Here is a 14964-nt window from a genome sequence, read left to right as displayed (position 1 = left end):
TGTATATCAAGTGAGAAATATTCGTCAAGACCTAAATATGAATTTAAAAAAATATTAAAATAGTATTGCAAAATAAAAAACACCCATCTATAATGGATATTAATTCAAAAGACTGCATATTAAATCCTCATCTTTCAAAGCTTTGAGATGGGGTAGAGGTCGCGATTTATATTAGTAGCCTGTTGGAGATTCAGTGAAATCTTTGAAGACAGGAGAAAGGATAAGTCGCCGAAGCGTCTGAAATCACTGTTTTCAGAAAGCTGGGGCTGTTCTCGAATAGGGACAGAACTGCCGCAATCCAAAAGATTACGGAGAGCTATCTTTACTCAAGGCTTATTGATGAGGGTGCTGAAAACACCGTCATATTCAAAATATAACGGTGTTTTTTTATTTTCAAAAAGCAGTTTACTACGTTATTTACAGGAGGAGAATTGACAATGAGGAAATTACTGATTTTATGTCTGGCATTCTTGCTTATGATTTTAGCTGCCTGCGGAACCAAAGAAAGTTCAAGCACGGAAAAGACTTCTAGTAGCTCAAATGAACAAAATGCAAATAAAGAAACCTTTTCATTTGCCATGAGCGGTGTTTACCCTCCATTAAATTTTAAAAAGGATGGAAAATTAACTGGCTTTGATGTCGAAATTGGAATAGAAATTGCGAATCGGCTAGGAATGGAACCGAAACCAGTGACCAATCCATGGGAAACGATCATTCAAGGATTAAAAGCAGATAAATACGATGCAATCATCGGAAGCATGACTGCTACGCCAGAAAGGGACAAGCAAGTTGACTTTACAAATCCATACTACCTATCTGGCGCACAAATTTTTATTGCAGAAGGCAATAATGAGATCCGTTCAAAGGAAGATTTAGCTGGAAAAACAATCGGTGTCATTCAAGCATCAACTTGGAAAGACATGGCGGAGGAATTATCCAATCAAGTAAAAGGGTATCCAGGTGATGTAAACGCCCTTCAGGACTTAGTAGCTGGCCGTGTGGATGCTGTCATAACCGATAAGATTGTCGGTCTAAATGCCAAAAATGAAAAAGGGCTAAAAATTAAAGCAGTCGGTGAATTACTGAACGAAGACCGGGTAAGTGTAGCTGTTCAAGAAGGAAATACTGAGCTTGCTGAAAAAATAAATAAAGCGGTTCAATCGATGATCGATGATGGCACATACGAGGAAATCAGCATGAAATGGTTTAATGAAAACATCATGAGCAAGTAGGAGTGCCCAAAGATGCACTCCTCTTTATGAAAGAAGGAGGGAGCCAATAATGACACTTTTTACAAACATAATGGATATCATAAGCGATCACGGCATTGCTTTTTTGAAAGCTTCATGGATGACGATCTCAATCACAGCCATCTCCCTGCTCTTCGCAATGATTATCGGGCTTATTTTTTCATCCTTTAAAATTTCATCTAATAAAATGTTGAATAGGATTGCTGATCTATATATCGGCGTCATTCGCGGAACGCCATTAATCGTACAAATCATGTTTTTGTATTATGGAATTGCAAACTTCGTTACATTAAGCAGCTTTACGGCAGGTGCACTCGCATTAGGCATTCATACAGGCGCTTACATTGCTGAAATTATTAGAGGAGCTGTTCAATCGATAGACCGTGGACAATTGGAGGCTGCCAGATCACTAGGTATGCCTAAGTCATTAGCCATGCGAAGAATTATTTTCCCACAGGCTTTCAAAAGGGCTGTTCCTCCCTTAGGCAATCAATTTATTATCAGCTTGAAGGATTCTTCCCTTGTTGCCTACATTTCTGTAACTGACCTGTATAACACAGCATTGACCGTTCAAGGGGAAAACTTCATGCCTTTTGAAACCTACTTTGTTGTCGGTCTTTATTACTTAGTCATCGTATTAATCTTTACCTTCCTTACGAATAAAGTCGAAAAGAAATTGGATGTAAGCAAACCGAAGGAGGCTGTTCCTGCATGATCGAGATTAAACAATTATCAAAGTCCTTTGGTTCATTACAAGTATTAAAGAATATTAATTTAACTATTAAACCGCAAGAGGTTGTTGTTCTAATAGGTTCAAGCGGTTCAGGAAAAAGCACGCTTCTTCGCTGCTTAAACTTCCTTGAAACAGCAAATAGCGGAGAAATTATTATCGATTCTGAATCCATTAATCCCGCTATAACAAACTTAAATAAAGTACGGGAAAAAGTAGGCATGGTGTTTCAGCATTTCAATCTCTTCCCTCATAAAACGGTTCTTGAAAATATTATTGAAGCGCCAATCTATGTAAAGCGGGAGAAAAAAGAACAGGCGATACGAAAAGCACAAAAGCTGCTTCAAAAAGTGGGGCTGGCGGATAAGGCAAACTTTTATCCTGAACAATTATCTGGCGGACAAAAGCAGCGGGTAGCTATCGCAAGAGCTTTAGCGATGGAGCCACAGGTCATGCTATTTGATGAACCAACCTCTGCTCTTGACCCTGAGCTTGTAGGAGAAGTACTCCAGGTTATGAAAGAACTTGCCGGGGAAGGAATGACGATGGTAATCGTTACACATGAAATGGGGTTTGCAAAAGAAGTTGCCGATCGAATCATTATGCTGGCAGATGGATATATAATAGAAGAAAATCATCCGAACGAGCTATTTTCAAATCCACAGCATGAGCGAACGCAAAGGTTTTTAAGCCAAGTTCTGTAAATGCTTTCCTATTGAAACAAGGTGCTAGTTTCACGAACCAGCACCTTGTTTTATTATTTATGATTGTTTCTTAAATGTACTTGGCATGACTACAGCAACGACTTCTCCACGAGCACATACATCATCATTGGCAAATACCTCAACATCGACCTTCCATTTCTTTGGATGGATTTCTGTCACTGTCCCTACCGCATTTAATGGCACACCATCTGGAGTTGGCTTTACAAAGTCAACCTTCAAGGATGCTGTTACAAAGCGAGGCGGTTCAGCACCATCCCCTGCTTCATGGCCGTTTTTGCGATGGAGCGCTAATGATGCAGAACCTGTTCCGTGGCAATCAATAAGAGAAGCAATTAATCCTCCATAGACAAAGCCAGGAATGGCTGTATGTTCCTTTTCTGGTGTATAGACAGTCAATGTTTGTTCCCCTTGCCAGCCTGTACGGAAATGATGCCCAGCCTCATTCAGACGGCCACATCCATAGCACCAAGCAAAGTCATCCGGATAAATATCTTGAACAGCATTTACAACTTTTTTCTCCATTACACTACCCCCTTTTCAGAATAGTATAACATATCAAACCCTTTTTTCTTTTTTAAAATTTGGATAGCCAATGAGAATCGCTACTACACCACATATTCCTATTAGAATCGGATAATAGGAGAAGGGCAGTATGCTTACCGGTGAAATACTAGCAACCCCTGCAGCAACCAGGATTTGTGCTCCATATGGAATTAGCCCCTGTACACAGCAAGAGAATATATCTAAAAGACTGGCCGATTTACGCGGGTCAATTTCATATTGATCGGCAATATTTTTTGCAAGCGGTCCTGCGATCAAAATGGAGATGGTATTATTCGCAGTTGATAAATCAGTTAGTCCGACAAGCCCCGCAATGCCAAACTCTGCCCCTTTTTTGGATTTGATATTTCGAGTGACGATATGAAGCAAGAAGTCGATTCCGCCGTTATGCTTAATCACCTCTACCATACCTGCTATCAGAATAGCCAAGAAGGAAATCTCATACATTCCAGCCATTCCTTCTCCAATCTTTTGAACGAGCGGCATGATTTGATAGCTTCCATCTGCCAATCCTACCATTCCAGCAAGCCCGATCCCTAAAGCGAGTACAAGAAAAACATTCATTCCGATTAAAGCAAAAATGATGACTAAAACATATGGAAGGATTTTCACCAGATGATAGGAATGCTGCGCAATCTCTGCATTCTCTCCCATTGTCACAATGCCTAAGATCACACATGTAACAATGGCTGCCGGCAAAACGATCCAAAAGTTTACTTTAAATTTGTCCTTCATTTGCGTATTTTGCGAACGAACCGCAGTAATGGTTGTATCTGATATAAAGGAAAGATTATCACCAAACATGGCTCCGCCAATCACCGCTGCCATGGAAAGTGCCAATGAAATATCTGTTTGCTCACTTATACCGACGCCGATTGGAGCCAGTGCAACAATCGTCCCCATCGATGTTCCCATCGAGAGCGAAATAAAGCAGGCAATGATAAATAACCCAACCATTAGTAGATTTTGCGGAATGACTGATAGTGCAAAGTTTACTGTTGAATCAACTGCACCCATTCCCTTTGCCACTTCTGAAAACGCTCCTGCAAGGAGGAAAATAATCACCATAAGCATCACATTTAAGTTTCCTGCTCCTTTGCAGAAAATATCTACTTTATTACTGAACGTTTCCTTTCGATTCATCACTAATGCAACCGCACCAGATATCGCAATAGCAACGATGACTGGAAACTTATAAAAATCTCCCGTCACAATCCCTGTTCCAATAAATAATATTAAAAAGACCACAAAAGGCAGAAGCGCCCACGGGTTCCCCTTTTTACCCATTTCCATGAAACACACCTCCGAAAAAATTTCCTTCCTAGACAACAAAAAGACCTCTTCTTACCACAGCAAGAAGAGGCCTTATAAACGAATTTATAAAACACTCCTCTTATCTCTCAAGCACATTTGCTTGCTGGATTTGGCACAGCAACTCTAGTTTCCTACAGTTCCGCTGCCGAGATATCATCGGGCCAGTCCCTCCATCTCTCTGGATAAGAAGATATAAACGATCTATTTGAATAAGTAACAGATTACAGGATTTCTTGTATTCATGCAACGGTAAATTTTTGGATATTTCTTGTGATCCATGTTGATAAAGGTTCTGCTGCTGCCACTTATTTCATTTCCCACACATTTGCAAGGAAATAAATTATAATTAAGTAGAAACTTTTCATAGAGAATTAATGTATATAATATATAGCCCGTTTCAATATTCGACAAGGAGGATCCATATGGCACATATAAAAGAAAAGAACGCAGCCAAGGAGGAAATCCTTGCTGGAAGCAGAGAGGCTGCTGCATCCATAGCGATGGGAACGAGAAAAAGATCTTCTATCCCGCTTCCCTCCTTTGGCAAGTCTTTTAAGTTACGAGTTTTGTTGATTGCTATTATCGTTTTTTTAATAGGAGGCTTAGGTGCGTTTACCTATTTTAAATTATTTTCCGGCAGCACTTACCAAAGCGAAACGGTTAATATTGTTGAAGGTGTTCAAGAATTGGCAACCTTAGCTACAGCCCAGGCTGTTGTCACAACAGTGATTAAAGAAGAAGATAATAAACTATTTAATAAAGAAATCAGTGTGAATTTTCCCGGTACAAAAAGAACAGTCCTTCTCATTGTTCCTGCAACAGTACTTGCTGGAGTCGATCTTCAATCTGTTACGGAAGATAACATTGTAATGGATGAGGAAAACAAAGAAATTAAGCTAACTCTGCCGCATGCTGCATTGATCCAAGATCCATCTATCAACATGGACAAAGTACAAACTTACTCTGAGGAAGGTCTGTTTAGAAGTAAAGTGAAATGGGACGAGGGGTATGACCTTGCAGCAAAAGCACAGACTGAGATTATAAAAGAAGCTGAAAATATCGGATTATTAACGAAAGCAGAAGACAGTGCAGTAAAGGTATTAAGTCAATTCTTTCAACAGCTTGGCTATAAAGTCCAAGTTGAATTTAAATAACATAAGAAAATGGGTGGTGCGTTGAGCACGACCCATTTTTTATACTTCTACTAAACTTATTTTTCCTTTCACACGATTGATGCAATGGCGCGTCCTGCTACCCGCCCTGAGAAAAGACACCCGCCGACAAATGTCCCTTCTAATGCACGATAGCCATGAATTCCGCCTCCGCCAAAGCCAGAAACCTCTCCTGCTGCATATAGCCCTGGAATGGCTTCCCCTGCTGCATTCAATACTTGACCCGAGAGATTAGTTTGGAGCCCCCCTAGGGTTTTGCGGCTAACAATATTTAACCGAACAGCAATAAGAGGACCATTTTTAGGATCAAGTATTTTATGTGGAGCGGCTACACGAATTAATTTATCCCCTATATATTGGCGGGCCCCTCGAAGAGCTGTAATTTGCAGATCCTTCGTAAACTTATTGTCAATTTCTCGATCCCTAGCCTTAATTTGCCGTTCAATTTCTGTATATTCCAGCAAATTTTCGCTAGTTAGTTTATTCATCCCATCAACAAGTTCGGATAGATTTCCTGCAATAACAAAGTCTTCTCCTTTATCCATAAATGCCTGAACAGGACCAGGAGCCCCAGGCAAAACTCTAGACAATACCTTTTTAATACTTTTCCCCGTTAAATCTGGATTTTGCTCTGAACCGGAAAGTGCAAATTCACGTTCAATAATTTTCTGGGTCAAAATAAACCAAGAATAGCTATATCCTGTCTTTTGGATCGCTTCTAAAGTTCCTAATGTATCAAACCCTGGAAAATTTGGGGCTGGAAAACGCCTCCCTCTTGCATCCAGCCAAATGGACGATGGCCCTGGGAGAATCCGAATTCCATGCTTACTCCAAATAGGATCCCAATTCTTTATCCCTTCGGTGTAATGCCACATGCGATCACGGTTAACAATTCTTCCTCCTGCTTCTTCCGTTATCGACAGCATCCTGCCATCTACATGTGCTGGTACACCTGACAGCATATGCTTTGGTGCCTCCCCAAGTCTGCTGGGCCAATTTTTGCGGATGAGATCATGGTTCCCGCCAATACCGCCGCTTGTAATCAGCACTGCCTCAGCACGGTATTCAAACTCGCCGATAATCTCTCTTGAGCTTGCTTCCCCGCGGGCTGCTGAACTAGGCTTAAGAACAGATCCGCTCACCCCAACTACAGAAGGACCACTATTTAAAAGATGGTCGACCCGATGGCGCGAGCGAAACTCAACCAGCCCTTTCTCCATATGTTCTCTCACACGCCGTTCAAATGGCTCAACAAGACCAGGACCCGTCCCCCATACAATATGGAATCGGGGTACAGAGTTCCCATGCCCTTCTGCCAGATAACCTCCCCTTTCGGCCCATCCGACAACCGGAAAGAAACGTACCCCCATATCATATAGCCATGCACGCTTTTCCCCTGCTGCAAAATCTACATAAGCCTCTGCCCATTTTCTTCCCCAATAATCCTCATCATCCTCTCGGTCAAACCCAGCAGTTCCTAGCCAATCCTGCCATGCCAGCTCCTTTGAATCTTTTATGCCTAATCTCCGCTGCTCTGGTGAATCAACAAGAAACAATCCGCCAAAAGACCACCAGGCTTGCCCCCCAAATGAGGATTCCGGTTCTTGGTCTACTAGCAGCACCTTTTTACCTGCATCTGCCATCTCAGCTGTCGCTGCCAAACCAGCAAGACCAGCTCCTACTACGATTGCATTATATTCCATTCGTAACAGCCCCTTTTTATAATCCGGACATTTTTTATCTATTAATATATTAACTGATTTTTCTAATAATTAAATCAACTATTTGATTCTTTTGTTAAAAAGTTTGCTGCGTTTTTATTTAGCCTAATGCTAATGGTATAATTTTCATGACGATTGGAAAAAAGTTATTTTACTGGAGTGAACTTAATTTTGGAAACGAAAAAAGCTTTGCCGATTCTTTTTGCTATCATGTTTCTTGTCATGGTTGGCTTTGGCATTATCATTCCTGTCATGCCATTTTATGCGGAAGAAATTGGTGCTACACCAACTGAATTAGGATTATTAATGGCTGTTTATTCCCTTATGCAGCTTCTCTTTGCACCAATGTGGGGCCGAGTTTCTGATCGTATCGGCAGAAAACCTGTCATCATGATTGGGATATTCGGGCTCTCTCTGTCTTTCTTTTTAATGGCTGTTTCGACACAGCTTTGGATGCTTTTTGTCGCACGGATTTTTGGAGGGATCTTGTCTTCTGCTAATATGCCAACTGTTATGGCCTATGTGGCAGATATTACTTCAGAAGAAGACCGCGGAAAAGGGATGGGGATCATTGGGGCTGCAACAGGACTGGGATTTATTTTCGGTCCAGCTATTGGCGGAATCTTCTCTGAGGCAAGCTTACATATTCCTTTCTATATCGCAGGCGCCTCCTCTTTACTCACATTTTTCTTTGTTATGGTTATTTTAAAAGAATCATTAACACCTGAACATAGAAAGAGTAGAACAAACAAGAAAACATCCATATTTAAAGCTTTCAATGGCTCTATTTCAATTCTGTTTATCCTGCAATTGTTTGTTTCTCTATCCTTATCAGGCCTCGAAGCCACTTTCGCATACTTCGCTTCTGAAAAGGCGGGTTTAGGTGCTGTTAAGCTTGGCTATATTTTTATGATTATGGGGTTTGCTTCTGCTATTGTACAGGGTGGATTGGTCGGAAAGCTGACAAAAAAGTTTGGCGAAGGATTTGTCATTCAGCTTGGGATTATTATTTCAGCAATCGGCTTTGCTCTCATTCTATTCATTAATAGCTTTACAACCGCAGCCTTATTTTTAACGATATTCGGGATTGGCAATGGCTTCATCCGTCCAAGTGTCTCCTCCCTGTTAACAAAACGATCGAAAACGGGACATGGGAGCACAACCGGACTTTTATCCTCTTTCGATTCTCTCGGCAGAATTGCAGGTCCTCCATTAGGCGGTTGGCTCTTTTCCGTTGCAATCGGGATGCCTTATTATTCTGGCATCGTCCTGTCGATCGTTGCCTTGCTTTTATATCAAGTATATCGAGTCAAGGCAAGACATGTAGAGGCAAGCTAACACCTTGTCGTAACTAGTCTTGCTGCTTGTCTTTATTTTTGGTCGTCATGAAGGGCACATGACGGCCAATTTTTATTTTTCCTCCTGATTTTGGATGCAATGATCGCATCATGGCTACCGATTTTGCTTTACCCTCCTGATTTCGGGCGCTATGGCCGCCTTATGGCTACCGATTTTGCTTTCTAATTCTGATTTTGGGCGCCTTGACAGACTCATGGCTACCGATTTTGCTTTACCCTCCTGATTTCGGGCGCCATGACCCCCTCATAGCTACCAATTTTACTTTATCTTCCTGATTTCGGGCGCTATGACCGCCTTATGGCTACCGATTTTGCTTTCTAATTCTGATTTTGGGCGCCTTGACCACCTCATGGCTACCAATTTTGCTTTATCTTCCTGATTTCGGGCGCTATGACCGATTCATGGCTACCGATTTTGCTTTATAATTCTGATTTTGGGCGCCTTGACCCCCTCATGGCTACCAATTTTGCTTTACCCTCCTGATTTCGGGCGCTATGACCACCTCATGGCTACCAATTTTGCTTTCTAATTCTGATCTTGGGCGCCTTGACCACCTCATGCCTACCAATTTTGCTTTCTCTTCCTGATTTCGGGCACCTTGACCACCTCATGGCTACCAATTTTGCTTTACCCTCCTGATTTCGGGCGCTATGACCGCCTTATGGCTACCGATTTTGCTTTCTAATTCTGATTTTGGGCGCCTTGTCCACCTCATGGCTACCAATTTTGCTTTACCCTCCTGATTTCGGGCGCTATGACCCCCTCATGACTACCGATTTTGCTTTACCCTCCTGATTTCGGGCGCCTTGACCACCTCATGGCTACCAATTTTGCTTTACCCTCCTGATTTCGGGCGCTATGATCCCCTCATGACTACCGATTTTGCTTTACCCTCCTGATTTCGGGCGCCTTGAACGACTCATGGCTACCAATTTTGCTTTCTCCTCCTGATTTCGGGTGCCATGAACAGCTTATGACTACCTGTTTCGATGCAATATCCTAATTTCAGGCTTCATGAACAAATAATCTTCCAAATTTTTATTGACCTAAAGGCAGTTTCAATTATAATAAAAGTGAGTAATCACTCACTTTATATAAGGAGGCATACAAATGGCTTCAACCATTGTTATTAAAGATGTCAGCAAAAGCTTTGGCAAAAAGGCTGTATTAAACAATATTAATTTAACGGTAGATTCCGGACAAATATACGGTCTTATCGGACCTTCCGGCTCGGGAAAAACAACCTTAGTAAAGTTGATTGTTGGAATGGACCGCCCGTCACAAGGACATATCCATGTATTAGATACTCCTATTCCAAACTTAAACCTGCTGCAAAAAATTGGCTATATGGCACAAGCCGATGCCTTATACACGGATTTAACGGGAGAAGAAAACCTTGCCTTCTTTGCTTCCCTGTTTAAATTAAATAAAAAAGACCAAAAAGAGAGAATAGCCTATGCTGCAGAGTTAGTGAATCTTACCCCCCATCTAAAAAAGAAAGTTCAAGACTATTCTGGCGGGATGAAACGGCGATTATCCCTCGCTGTTGCTTTAATTCAAGACCCGCAAGTTCTCATTTTAGATGAACCTACTGTAGGAATTGACCCTGAGTTAAGACAATCCATATGGGCAGAAATCCATCGATTGAAAGAAACCGGAAAAACGATTTTGGTAACTACACATGTAATGGATGAAGCTGAAAAGTGCGACCGTCTGGCAATGGTAAGGGATGGAGAAATTCTCACAAGCGGGACGCCCGCAGAGTTGAAGGAGCATTACAGAATTACTAGTCTAGAGGAAGTATTCTTAAAAGCTGGGGGGAAAAAGGAATGAGAGTATTAGCGTTAGTGAAGCGAATTTTCCAGCAAATGATACGTGACAAAAGAGCACTTGCTCTAATGATGGTCGCCCCCTTACTGATTCTTACTCTGCTCGATTATTTACTTTCAAGCAATGAGGTCACTCCTAGACTTGGTGTCAATCAGGTGGATGAAGCGCTTATCGAACAATTAGAAAATATGGATGTAACTGTTCTGCAGTATGACCAACTAGATAGCATAAAGAAAAGCATGACTGAGGATAATTTGGATGGTATTGTTCAAATGAAAGATGAGGACATTCAATTAACATTAAAAAATTCGAATCCCTCCACTGCAAAAGCTTTGCAGATGAAAGTACAACAAGCCATTGCAGCTGAAAACGCCAAGGAACAGGCAAATAAACTATCCCTTTTTATACAAGAGTTTCAGGATAAAGTCCCTGGAGATTTAAATAAGCTCGAACAGGCAAAGCCACCAGAGATTGATACAGCTTATATATACGGCAATAAGGATACAACCTTTTTTGACCAGTTAAGTCCCATATTAGTCGGCTACTTTGTCTTCTTTTTCGTCTTCCTTATTTCTGGGATTGCCTTGCTGCGTGAGCGGACATCTGGTACTCTTGATCGCTTGCTGGCAACACCCATTCAAAGAAGAGACATAGTTTTTGGCTATTTATTAGGATATGGTCTATTTGCTATCATCCAAACGATTATTGTCGTCTTTTATGCGGTTAAAGTTTTAGACATAACGCTCGTCGGGTCCTTATGGAATGTGATCTTAATTAATTTGGCCATCGCTTTAGTTGCGCTGTCATTAGGCATCCTTTTATCAGCATTCGCAAATTCAGAATTCCAAATGATGCAGTTCATACCCATTGCGATCATTCCACAAATCTTTTTTGCTGGGATCTTCCCTGTTGAAGGAATGGCAGACTGGCTTCAAGTCATTGCAAAAGCAATGCCGATGTACTATGCCGGCAATGCATTGGTAGATGTCATGTACAAGGGATTAGGATTAAGTGACATCACGTTCGATTTGCTTGTACTAATAGGTTTTGCAATTGCATTCATTATTCTAAATATCTTTACACTGAAAAAGTATCGAAAAATCTAAACGGTTTATACACTTTTCCATTTCCGCTAAAATGATTTAAAATAAGTATATGGAGAATGGAATTTAAAGGAGTAAACCATGTCTGAAGAAGAATTGATGATTCAACAGCTATTTAATGAGGAAAAATTAACTGACAAGCAAAAAAAAATAATCGTTGCCGCCATTGAATCTTTTTCAGAAAAAGGGTATTCAGCTACATCGACGAGTGAAATTGCCAAAAAGGCAGGGGTAGCAGAAGGAACGATTTTCCGGCACTATAAAACAAAAAAAGATTTGCTGCTGTCGATCGTTGCCCCCCTTATGACAAAGCTGATTGGTCCGTTTGTAGTAAATGATTTTAATAAAGTGCTTGACCGAAAATATGATCGTGTGGAAGACTTTCTGAAGGCAACGATTGAAAATCGGAGAGAGGTTTTAATAAAACTGCTGCCAGTTGTTAAAATCCTCCTTCAAGAAATCCCTTTCCAGCCAGAATTAAGAGAACAATTTTTTGAACAAATAGCTAAAAAAATATTTGATCGTGTCTCCCTTATCATTAAGGGTTATCAGGAAAAGGGAGAATTGATTGAGATGCCTCCTGAATCTGTAGCAAGATTAGCTATTACAAGCATACTAGGCTACCTATTTTCCCGCTATGTCTTATTCCCTCAACTAGAATGGGATGATGAACTTGAAACAGAGCGCACCGTCCAATTTATCATGCATGGTTTAGGGAAAAAATAAAAAGTCCAATCAGTGAATTGGACTTTTTTCTTCATTTACTTTCCTTCTTTATCAGCCATTCCCGCGCAAAGTCAATGATCGGACGCTGTTTTATCAGTTTGCATTTAGCTGAGCCAATCTCAGCATTTTTCACAGCATGTGTCTTCTCAAAATCCTCGCCAAGAGCTGCAAAACAGTCAGAATCATACACAATCTCTTCATAGGCTCTCCAAACACGCTCATTATTTTCAAAAAGTGCGGTTCCCTTTTTAGCCTTTTCCCTATCTGGGATGGCGTGTTCGGCAAAATGCAAGGAGGTATTGCTGTCGTGCCCTACACCTAATAATAAGATATGTCCATCCAATTCATATATTTTTGCTAAAGGAGATTTTGGACCAAACCCTTCTACTAATGGCTGCTCAGATAAAATATAATCGGCTTCCTTTCCCCATGCTGCAAAGGAATAGGTTGGGTGTGAACTTCTTTTTACCCCCGGAAACGTTCTAAAGGCCTCAACGATTTTCCCCATTCCCCTTGTAGGGGTTATTTGCGGATCGTATGCTGGCATATGTTCGCGGATGATCGGCCACCACTCCTTTGGTACAGGAGGCATTTGCCATTCAGATGGATCAGAGACATCTGCTGTTTGAGTGGGCATCACAATCGTTCCCTCAGAACCTACCGTATCCATTAGCGCTTGAACAACCGCAATGGCTCCTCCACAAACCCAGCCAAAAGCGCTTAATGAAGAATGGACAATAATCACCATTCCTTTTCCCACTCCAAGACCTTTAAAATTTTCATGCAGACTGGCTCTTGTATGCGGCTGCTTCAATTGATTAATTACGTCCGCTTCCTTCATTCCCATCCCCCTAAGCATCTCGTTTAGAAAAATTGACTCCATGGTTTCTTCTCCCTTTAAATTGCTTGCACTTTATGTCTAATTATACCATCCTCACTAATATATTCGCCGTACCATGGCTTTTATTGGACAAAAAAGTGATATATTCGCCGTCCACCTCGATATATTGGACAAAAACGAAATATATTCGCCATCACACTGATCATATTCGCCAAACCCAACAAAAAAATCTGACACCATCTTAGTGTCAGATTTCCATTTCTATTTAAATTGGTTTGTTTGGCTGATAGGTTGGCTGCTGATTTTTGGCTTGGTTTTGTATACTTTTAGCTACTGCTGCCTGCACATTTTCATCCAGAGAAAATTCCGTATCTGTTTGATTAAATTGCCCTGCCTGGTTTTGTGCTGCAATCACTTTTTCATGCTCTTGTGCTTCATTTTGGCGCTTTTTCAATTTATATCTCTCCTTTTTATCAAAAGTACATATGTAGATTTCCCTAATGTAAGTACTTTATTCAAAGAGTATAAATTCATGAAAAGCAAACAAAATAATACAAATTAACTCATCAGCTGCTTGACTAATTCTTTATTTCGCTTCTTGAAAACATCATTATGCGAAGAAACCATTCCGAACCCTTGAGCATCAGGCTGGAGAAATTGCTTTGCTTTATTCACAGCGTTCACTGCATCCTGGAAGGCGCCTGCAATTAAATGTACTTTTCCTTCATATGCTAAAATATCTCCAGCAGCGTAAAGTCCTGGAACGGTCGATTCGCTGGTTGCATTCCCTGAAATATAGTACTGATCTGCCAAGTCAATATTTAATTCACTGTTATCAAGTAAGGCGGCATCCCGTTCAAACCCGTGATTAATAATGACGTCATCTATAGGCAGATAAAAGACCTCACCCGTTTCCATATTCGTAAGCTCGACACGTTCAATGACCTCATGTTTGGCATCAGCGATCAGCTTTGTAATCTCCGTATGGAAGAAACAGGTAGCAGAGCTGCTCAATAACTGGGAAACTTGAGCTTCATGTCCTTTTAAAGCATCTTTTCTATAGGTTACATACACTTTCTTCGCAATTGTCACTAACTCATTTGCCCAATCAACCGCAGAATTGCCTCCACCCGAAATAATGACTGTCTTATCCTTAAAACGTTTTAAAGATTTAATTGTGTAATTTAAGTTTGATACTTCAAACCTTTCTGCGCCTTCGATTTCAAGCTTAAGCGGCTTCAATATCCCGCCGCCTACAGCAACAATGACTGTTTTCGAAAAATGCCTATGACCTGATGCAGCATGCAGGATGAAGCATCCTTCTTCTTCATCGCGAGTGATGGAGTGTACTTTTTCATTTAATACAACGGTTGGATTAAATGTTAACCCTTGCTCGACAAGCTGTTCAATTAGCTTTGCACCTGGAATTGGCGTGATCCCTCCAACATCCCATATCATCTTCTCTGGATATACATGAATCTTTCCGCCTAATTGCGGCTGAAATTCAATCAGCTTTGTTTTCATTTCTCTCAATCCACTATAAAAAGTTGAATAAAGGCCTGCAGGTCCTCCTCCAATTACCGTTACATCATATATTTCCCGATTTTCCATCTCCGCTCACCCCAAACCGTA

14 protein-coding genes and 2 riboswitches are annotated in these 14964 nt (G+C 41.0%); of the genes, 8 read left to right on the top strand and 6 right to left on the bottom strand.

Features of this window, described 5'->3' with window-relative positions; translation table 11 throughout:
- Positions 1-145: 145 nt before the first annotated feature.
- A riboswitch (Lysine riboswitch) is annotated at positions 146-327 on the top strand.
- A 110-nt stretch (positions 328-437) separates the two neighbouring features.
- Genes C1726_RS12815 through C1726_RS12805 form a run of 3 tightly spaced genes read left to right on the top strand, consistent with a single transcriptional unit; the run spans position 438 to position 2684 of the window.
- Positions 438-1232, top strand: a complete 795-nt coding sequence (locus C1726_RS12815) for a transporter substrate-binding domain-containing protein (RefSeq protein WP_102273517.1) — start codon at positions 438-440, stop codon at positions 1230-1232.
- A gap of 49 nt (positions 1233-1281) precedes the next feature.
- Positions 1282-1965, top strand: a complete 684-nt coding sequence (locus C1726_RS12810; protein ID WP_102273516.1) for an amino acid ABC transporter permease — start codon at positions 1282-1284, stop codon at positions 1963-1965.
- Positions 1962-2684, top strand: coding sequence for an amino acid ABC transporter ATP-binding protein (locus tag C1726_RS12805; RefSeq protein WP_102273515.1), 723 nt, complete (start codon positions 1962-1964; stop codon positions 2682-2684). The genes C1726_RS12810 and C1726_RS12805 overlap by 4 nt, the downstream gene beginning before the upstream one ends.
- A 57-nt stretch (positions 2685-2741) precedes the next feature.
- Here C1726_RS12805 and C1726_RS12800 read toward each other — a convergent pair whose 3' ends face one another.
- On the bottom strand, positions 2742-3227 hold the full coding sequence (locus C1726_RS12800) for a PaaI family thioesterase (protein WP_102273514.1): 486 nt from the start codon (positions 3225-3227) through the stop codon (positions 2742-2744).
- A gap of 33 nt (positions 3228-3260) precedes the next feature.
- Positions 3261-4553 carry a Na+/H+ antiporter NhaC family protein gene (locus tag C1726_RS12795; RefSeq protein ID WP_142385116.1) on the bottom strand — a complete coding sequence of 431 codons (1293 nt, stop codon included), beginning with the start codon at positions 4551-4553 and terminating at the stop codon, positions 3261-3263.
- 103 nt (positions 4554-4656) lie between these two features.
- A riboswitch (SAM riboswitch) is annotated at positions 4657-4769 on the bottom strand.
- 233 nt (positions 4770-5002) lie between these two features.
- On the opposite strand from C1726_RS12795, the gene C1726_RS12790 reads away from it, so the two are divergent.
- The gene (locus C1726_RS12790; protein WP_180968182.1) at positions 5003-5734 is read left to right on the top strand and encodes a DUF4230 domain-containing protein; all 732 of its coding nucleotides are present in this window, start codon (positions 5003-5005) and stop codon (positions 5732-5734) included.
- Positions 5735-5802: 68 nt separating this feature from the next.
- On the opposite strand, the gene C1726_RS12785 is transcribed toward C1726_RS12790, so the two are convergent.
- A complete protein-coding gene (locus C1726_RS12785) occupies positions 5803-7455 on the bottom strand; it encodes an FAD-binding dehydrogenase (protein ID WP_102273511.1) in 1653 nt (550 codons plus the stop codon).
- 189 nt (positions 7456-7644) lie between these two features.
- Here C1726_RS12785 and C1726_RS12780 point away from each other — a divergent pair, with 189 nt between their 5' ends.
- The 4 genes from C1726_RS12780 (at position 7645) to C1726_RS12765 (ending at position 12491) form a co-directional block, all read left to right on the top strand.
- Positions 7645-8811, top strand: coding sequence for an MFS transporter (locus C1726_RS12780; protein ID WP_102273510.1), 1167 nt, complete (start codon positions 7645-7647; stop codon positions 8809-8811).
- A gap of 1131 nt (positions 8812-9942) precedes the next feature.
- On the top strand, positions 9943-10665 hold the full coding sequence (locus tag C1726_RS12775; RefSeq protein WP_102273509.1) for an ABC transporter ATP-binding protein: 723 nt from the start codon (positions 9943-9945) through the stop codon (positions 10663-10665).
- Complete coding sequence (locus C1726_RS12770) at positions 10662-11768, top strand: ABC transporter permease (protein WP_102273508.1); 1107 nt, start codon at positions 10662-10664, stop codon at positions 11766-11768. The genes C1726_RS12775 and C1726_RS12770 overlap by 4 nt, the downstream gene beginning before the upstream one ends.
- Before the next feature lie 78 nt (positions 11769-11846).
- Complete coding sequence (locus C1726_RS12765; protein ID WP_102273507.1) at positions 11847-12491, top strand: TetR/AcrR family transcriptional regulator; 645 nt, start codon at positions 11847-11849, stop codon at positions 12489-12491.
- Positions 12492-12522: 31 nt separating this feature from the next.
- On the opposite strand, the gene C1726_RS12760 is transcribed toward C1726_RS12765, so the two are convergent.
- The 3 genes from C1726_RS12760 to C1726_RS12750 form a co-directional block, all read right to left on the bottom strand.
- Complete coding sequence (locus C1726_RS12760; protein WP_102273506.1) at positions 12523-13332, bottom strand: aminoglycoside N(3)-acetyltransferase; 810 nt, start codon at positions 13330-13332, stop codon at positions 12523-12525.
- A 265-nt stretch (positions 13333-13597) separates the two neighbouring features.
- Entirely contained in the window at positions 13598-13786 is a 189-nt protein-coding gene (locus C1726_RS12755) for a hypothetical protein (RefSeq protein ID WP_057759937.1), read from the bottom strand.
- A 104-nt stretch (positions 13787-13890) separates the two neighbouring features.
- On the bottom strand, positions 13891-14943 hold the full coding sequence (locus tag C1726_RS12750) for an NAD(P)/FAD-dependent oxidoreductase (RefSeq protein ID WP_102273505.1): 1053 nt from the start codon (positions 14941-14943) through the stop codon (positions 13891-13893).
- Positions 14944-14964 lie beyond the last annotated feature (21 nt).

Source organism: Cytobacillus massiliigabonensis, assembly GCF_900199725.1.
Lineage (GTDB): Bacteria > Bacillota > Bacilli > Bacillales > Cytobacillaceae > Cytobacillus > Cytobacillus massiliigabonensis.
This window is presented reverse-complemented; position numbering and strand designations above follow the sequence as displayed.

Bases quoted from the DNA above. Each gene is read 5' to 3' on its own strand.
- C1726_RS12815 (WP_102273517.1), top strand. From the start codon at position 438: ATGAGGAAATTACTGATTTTATGTCTGGCATTCTTGCTTATGATTTTA.
- C1726_RS12810 (WP_102273516.1), top strand. From the start codon at position 1,282: ATGACACTTTTTACAAACATAATGGATATCATAAGCGATCACGGCATT.
- C1726_RS12805 (WP_102273515.1), top strand. From the start codon at position 1,962: ATGATCGAGATTAAACAATTATCAAAGTCCTTTGGTTCATTACAAGTA.
- C1726_RS12800 (WP_102273514.1), bottom strand. From the start codon at position 3,227: ATGGAGAAAAAAGTTGTAAATGCTGTTCAAGATATTTATCCGGATGAC.
- C1726_RS12795 (WP_142385116.1), bottom strand. From the start codon at position 4,553: ATGGGTAAAAAGGGGAACCCGTGGGCGCTTCTGCCTTTTGTGGTCTTT.
- C1726_RS12790 (WP_180968182.1), top strand. From the start codon at position 5,003: ATGGCACATATAAAAGAAAAGAACGCAGCCAAGGAGGAAATCCTTGCT.
- C1726_RS12785 (WP_102273511.1), bottom strand. From the start codon at position 7,455: ATGGAATATAATGCAATCGTAGTAGGAGCTGGTCTTGCTGGTTTGGCA.
- C1726_RS12775 (WP_102273509.1), top strand. From the start codon at position 9,943: ATGGCTTCAACCATTGTTATTAAAGATGTCAGCAAAAGCTTTGGCAAA.
- C1726_RS12770 (WP_102273508.1), top strand. From the start codon at position 10,662: ATGAGAGTATTAGCGTTAGTGAAGCGAATTTTCCAGCAAATGATACGT.
- C1726_RS12765 (WP_102273507.1), top strand. From the start codon at position 11,847: ATGTCTGAAGAAGAATTGATGATTCAACAGCTATTTAATGAGGAAAAA.
- C1726_RS12760 (WP_102273506.1), bottom strand. From the start codon at position 13,332: ATGAAGGAAGCGGACGTAATTAATCAATTGAAGCAGCCGCATACAAGA.
- C1726_RS12750 (WP_102273505.1), bottom strand. From the start codon at position 14,943: ATGGAAAATCGGGAAATATATGATGTAACGGTAATTGGAGGAGGACCT.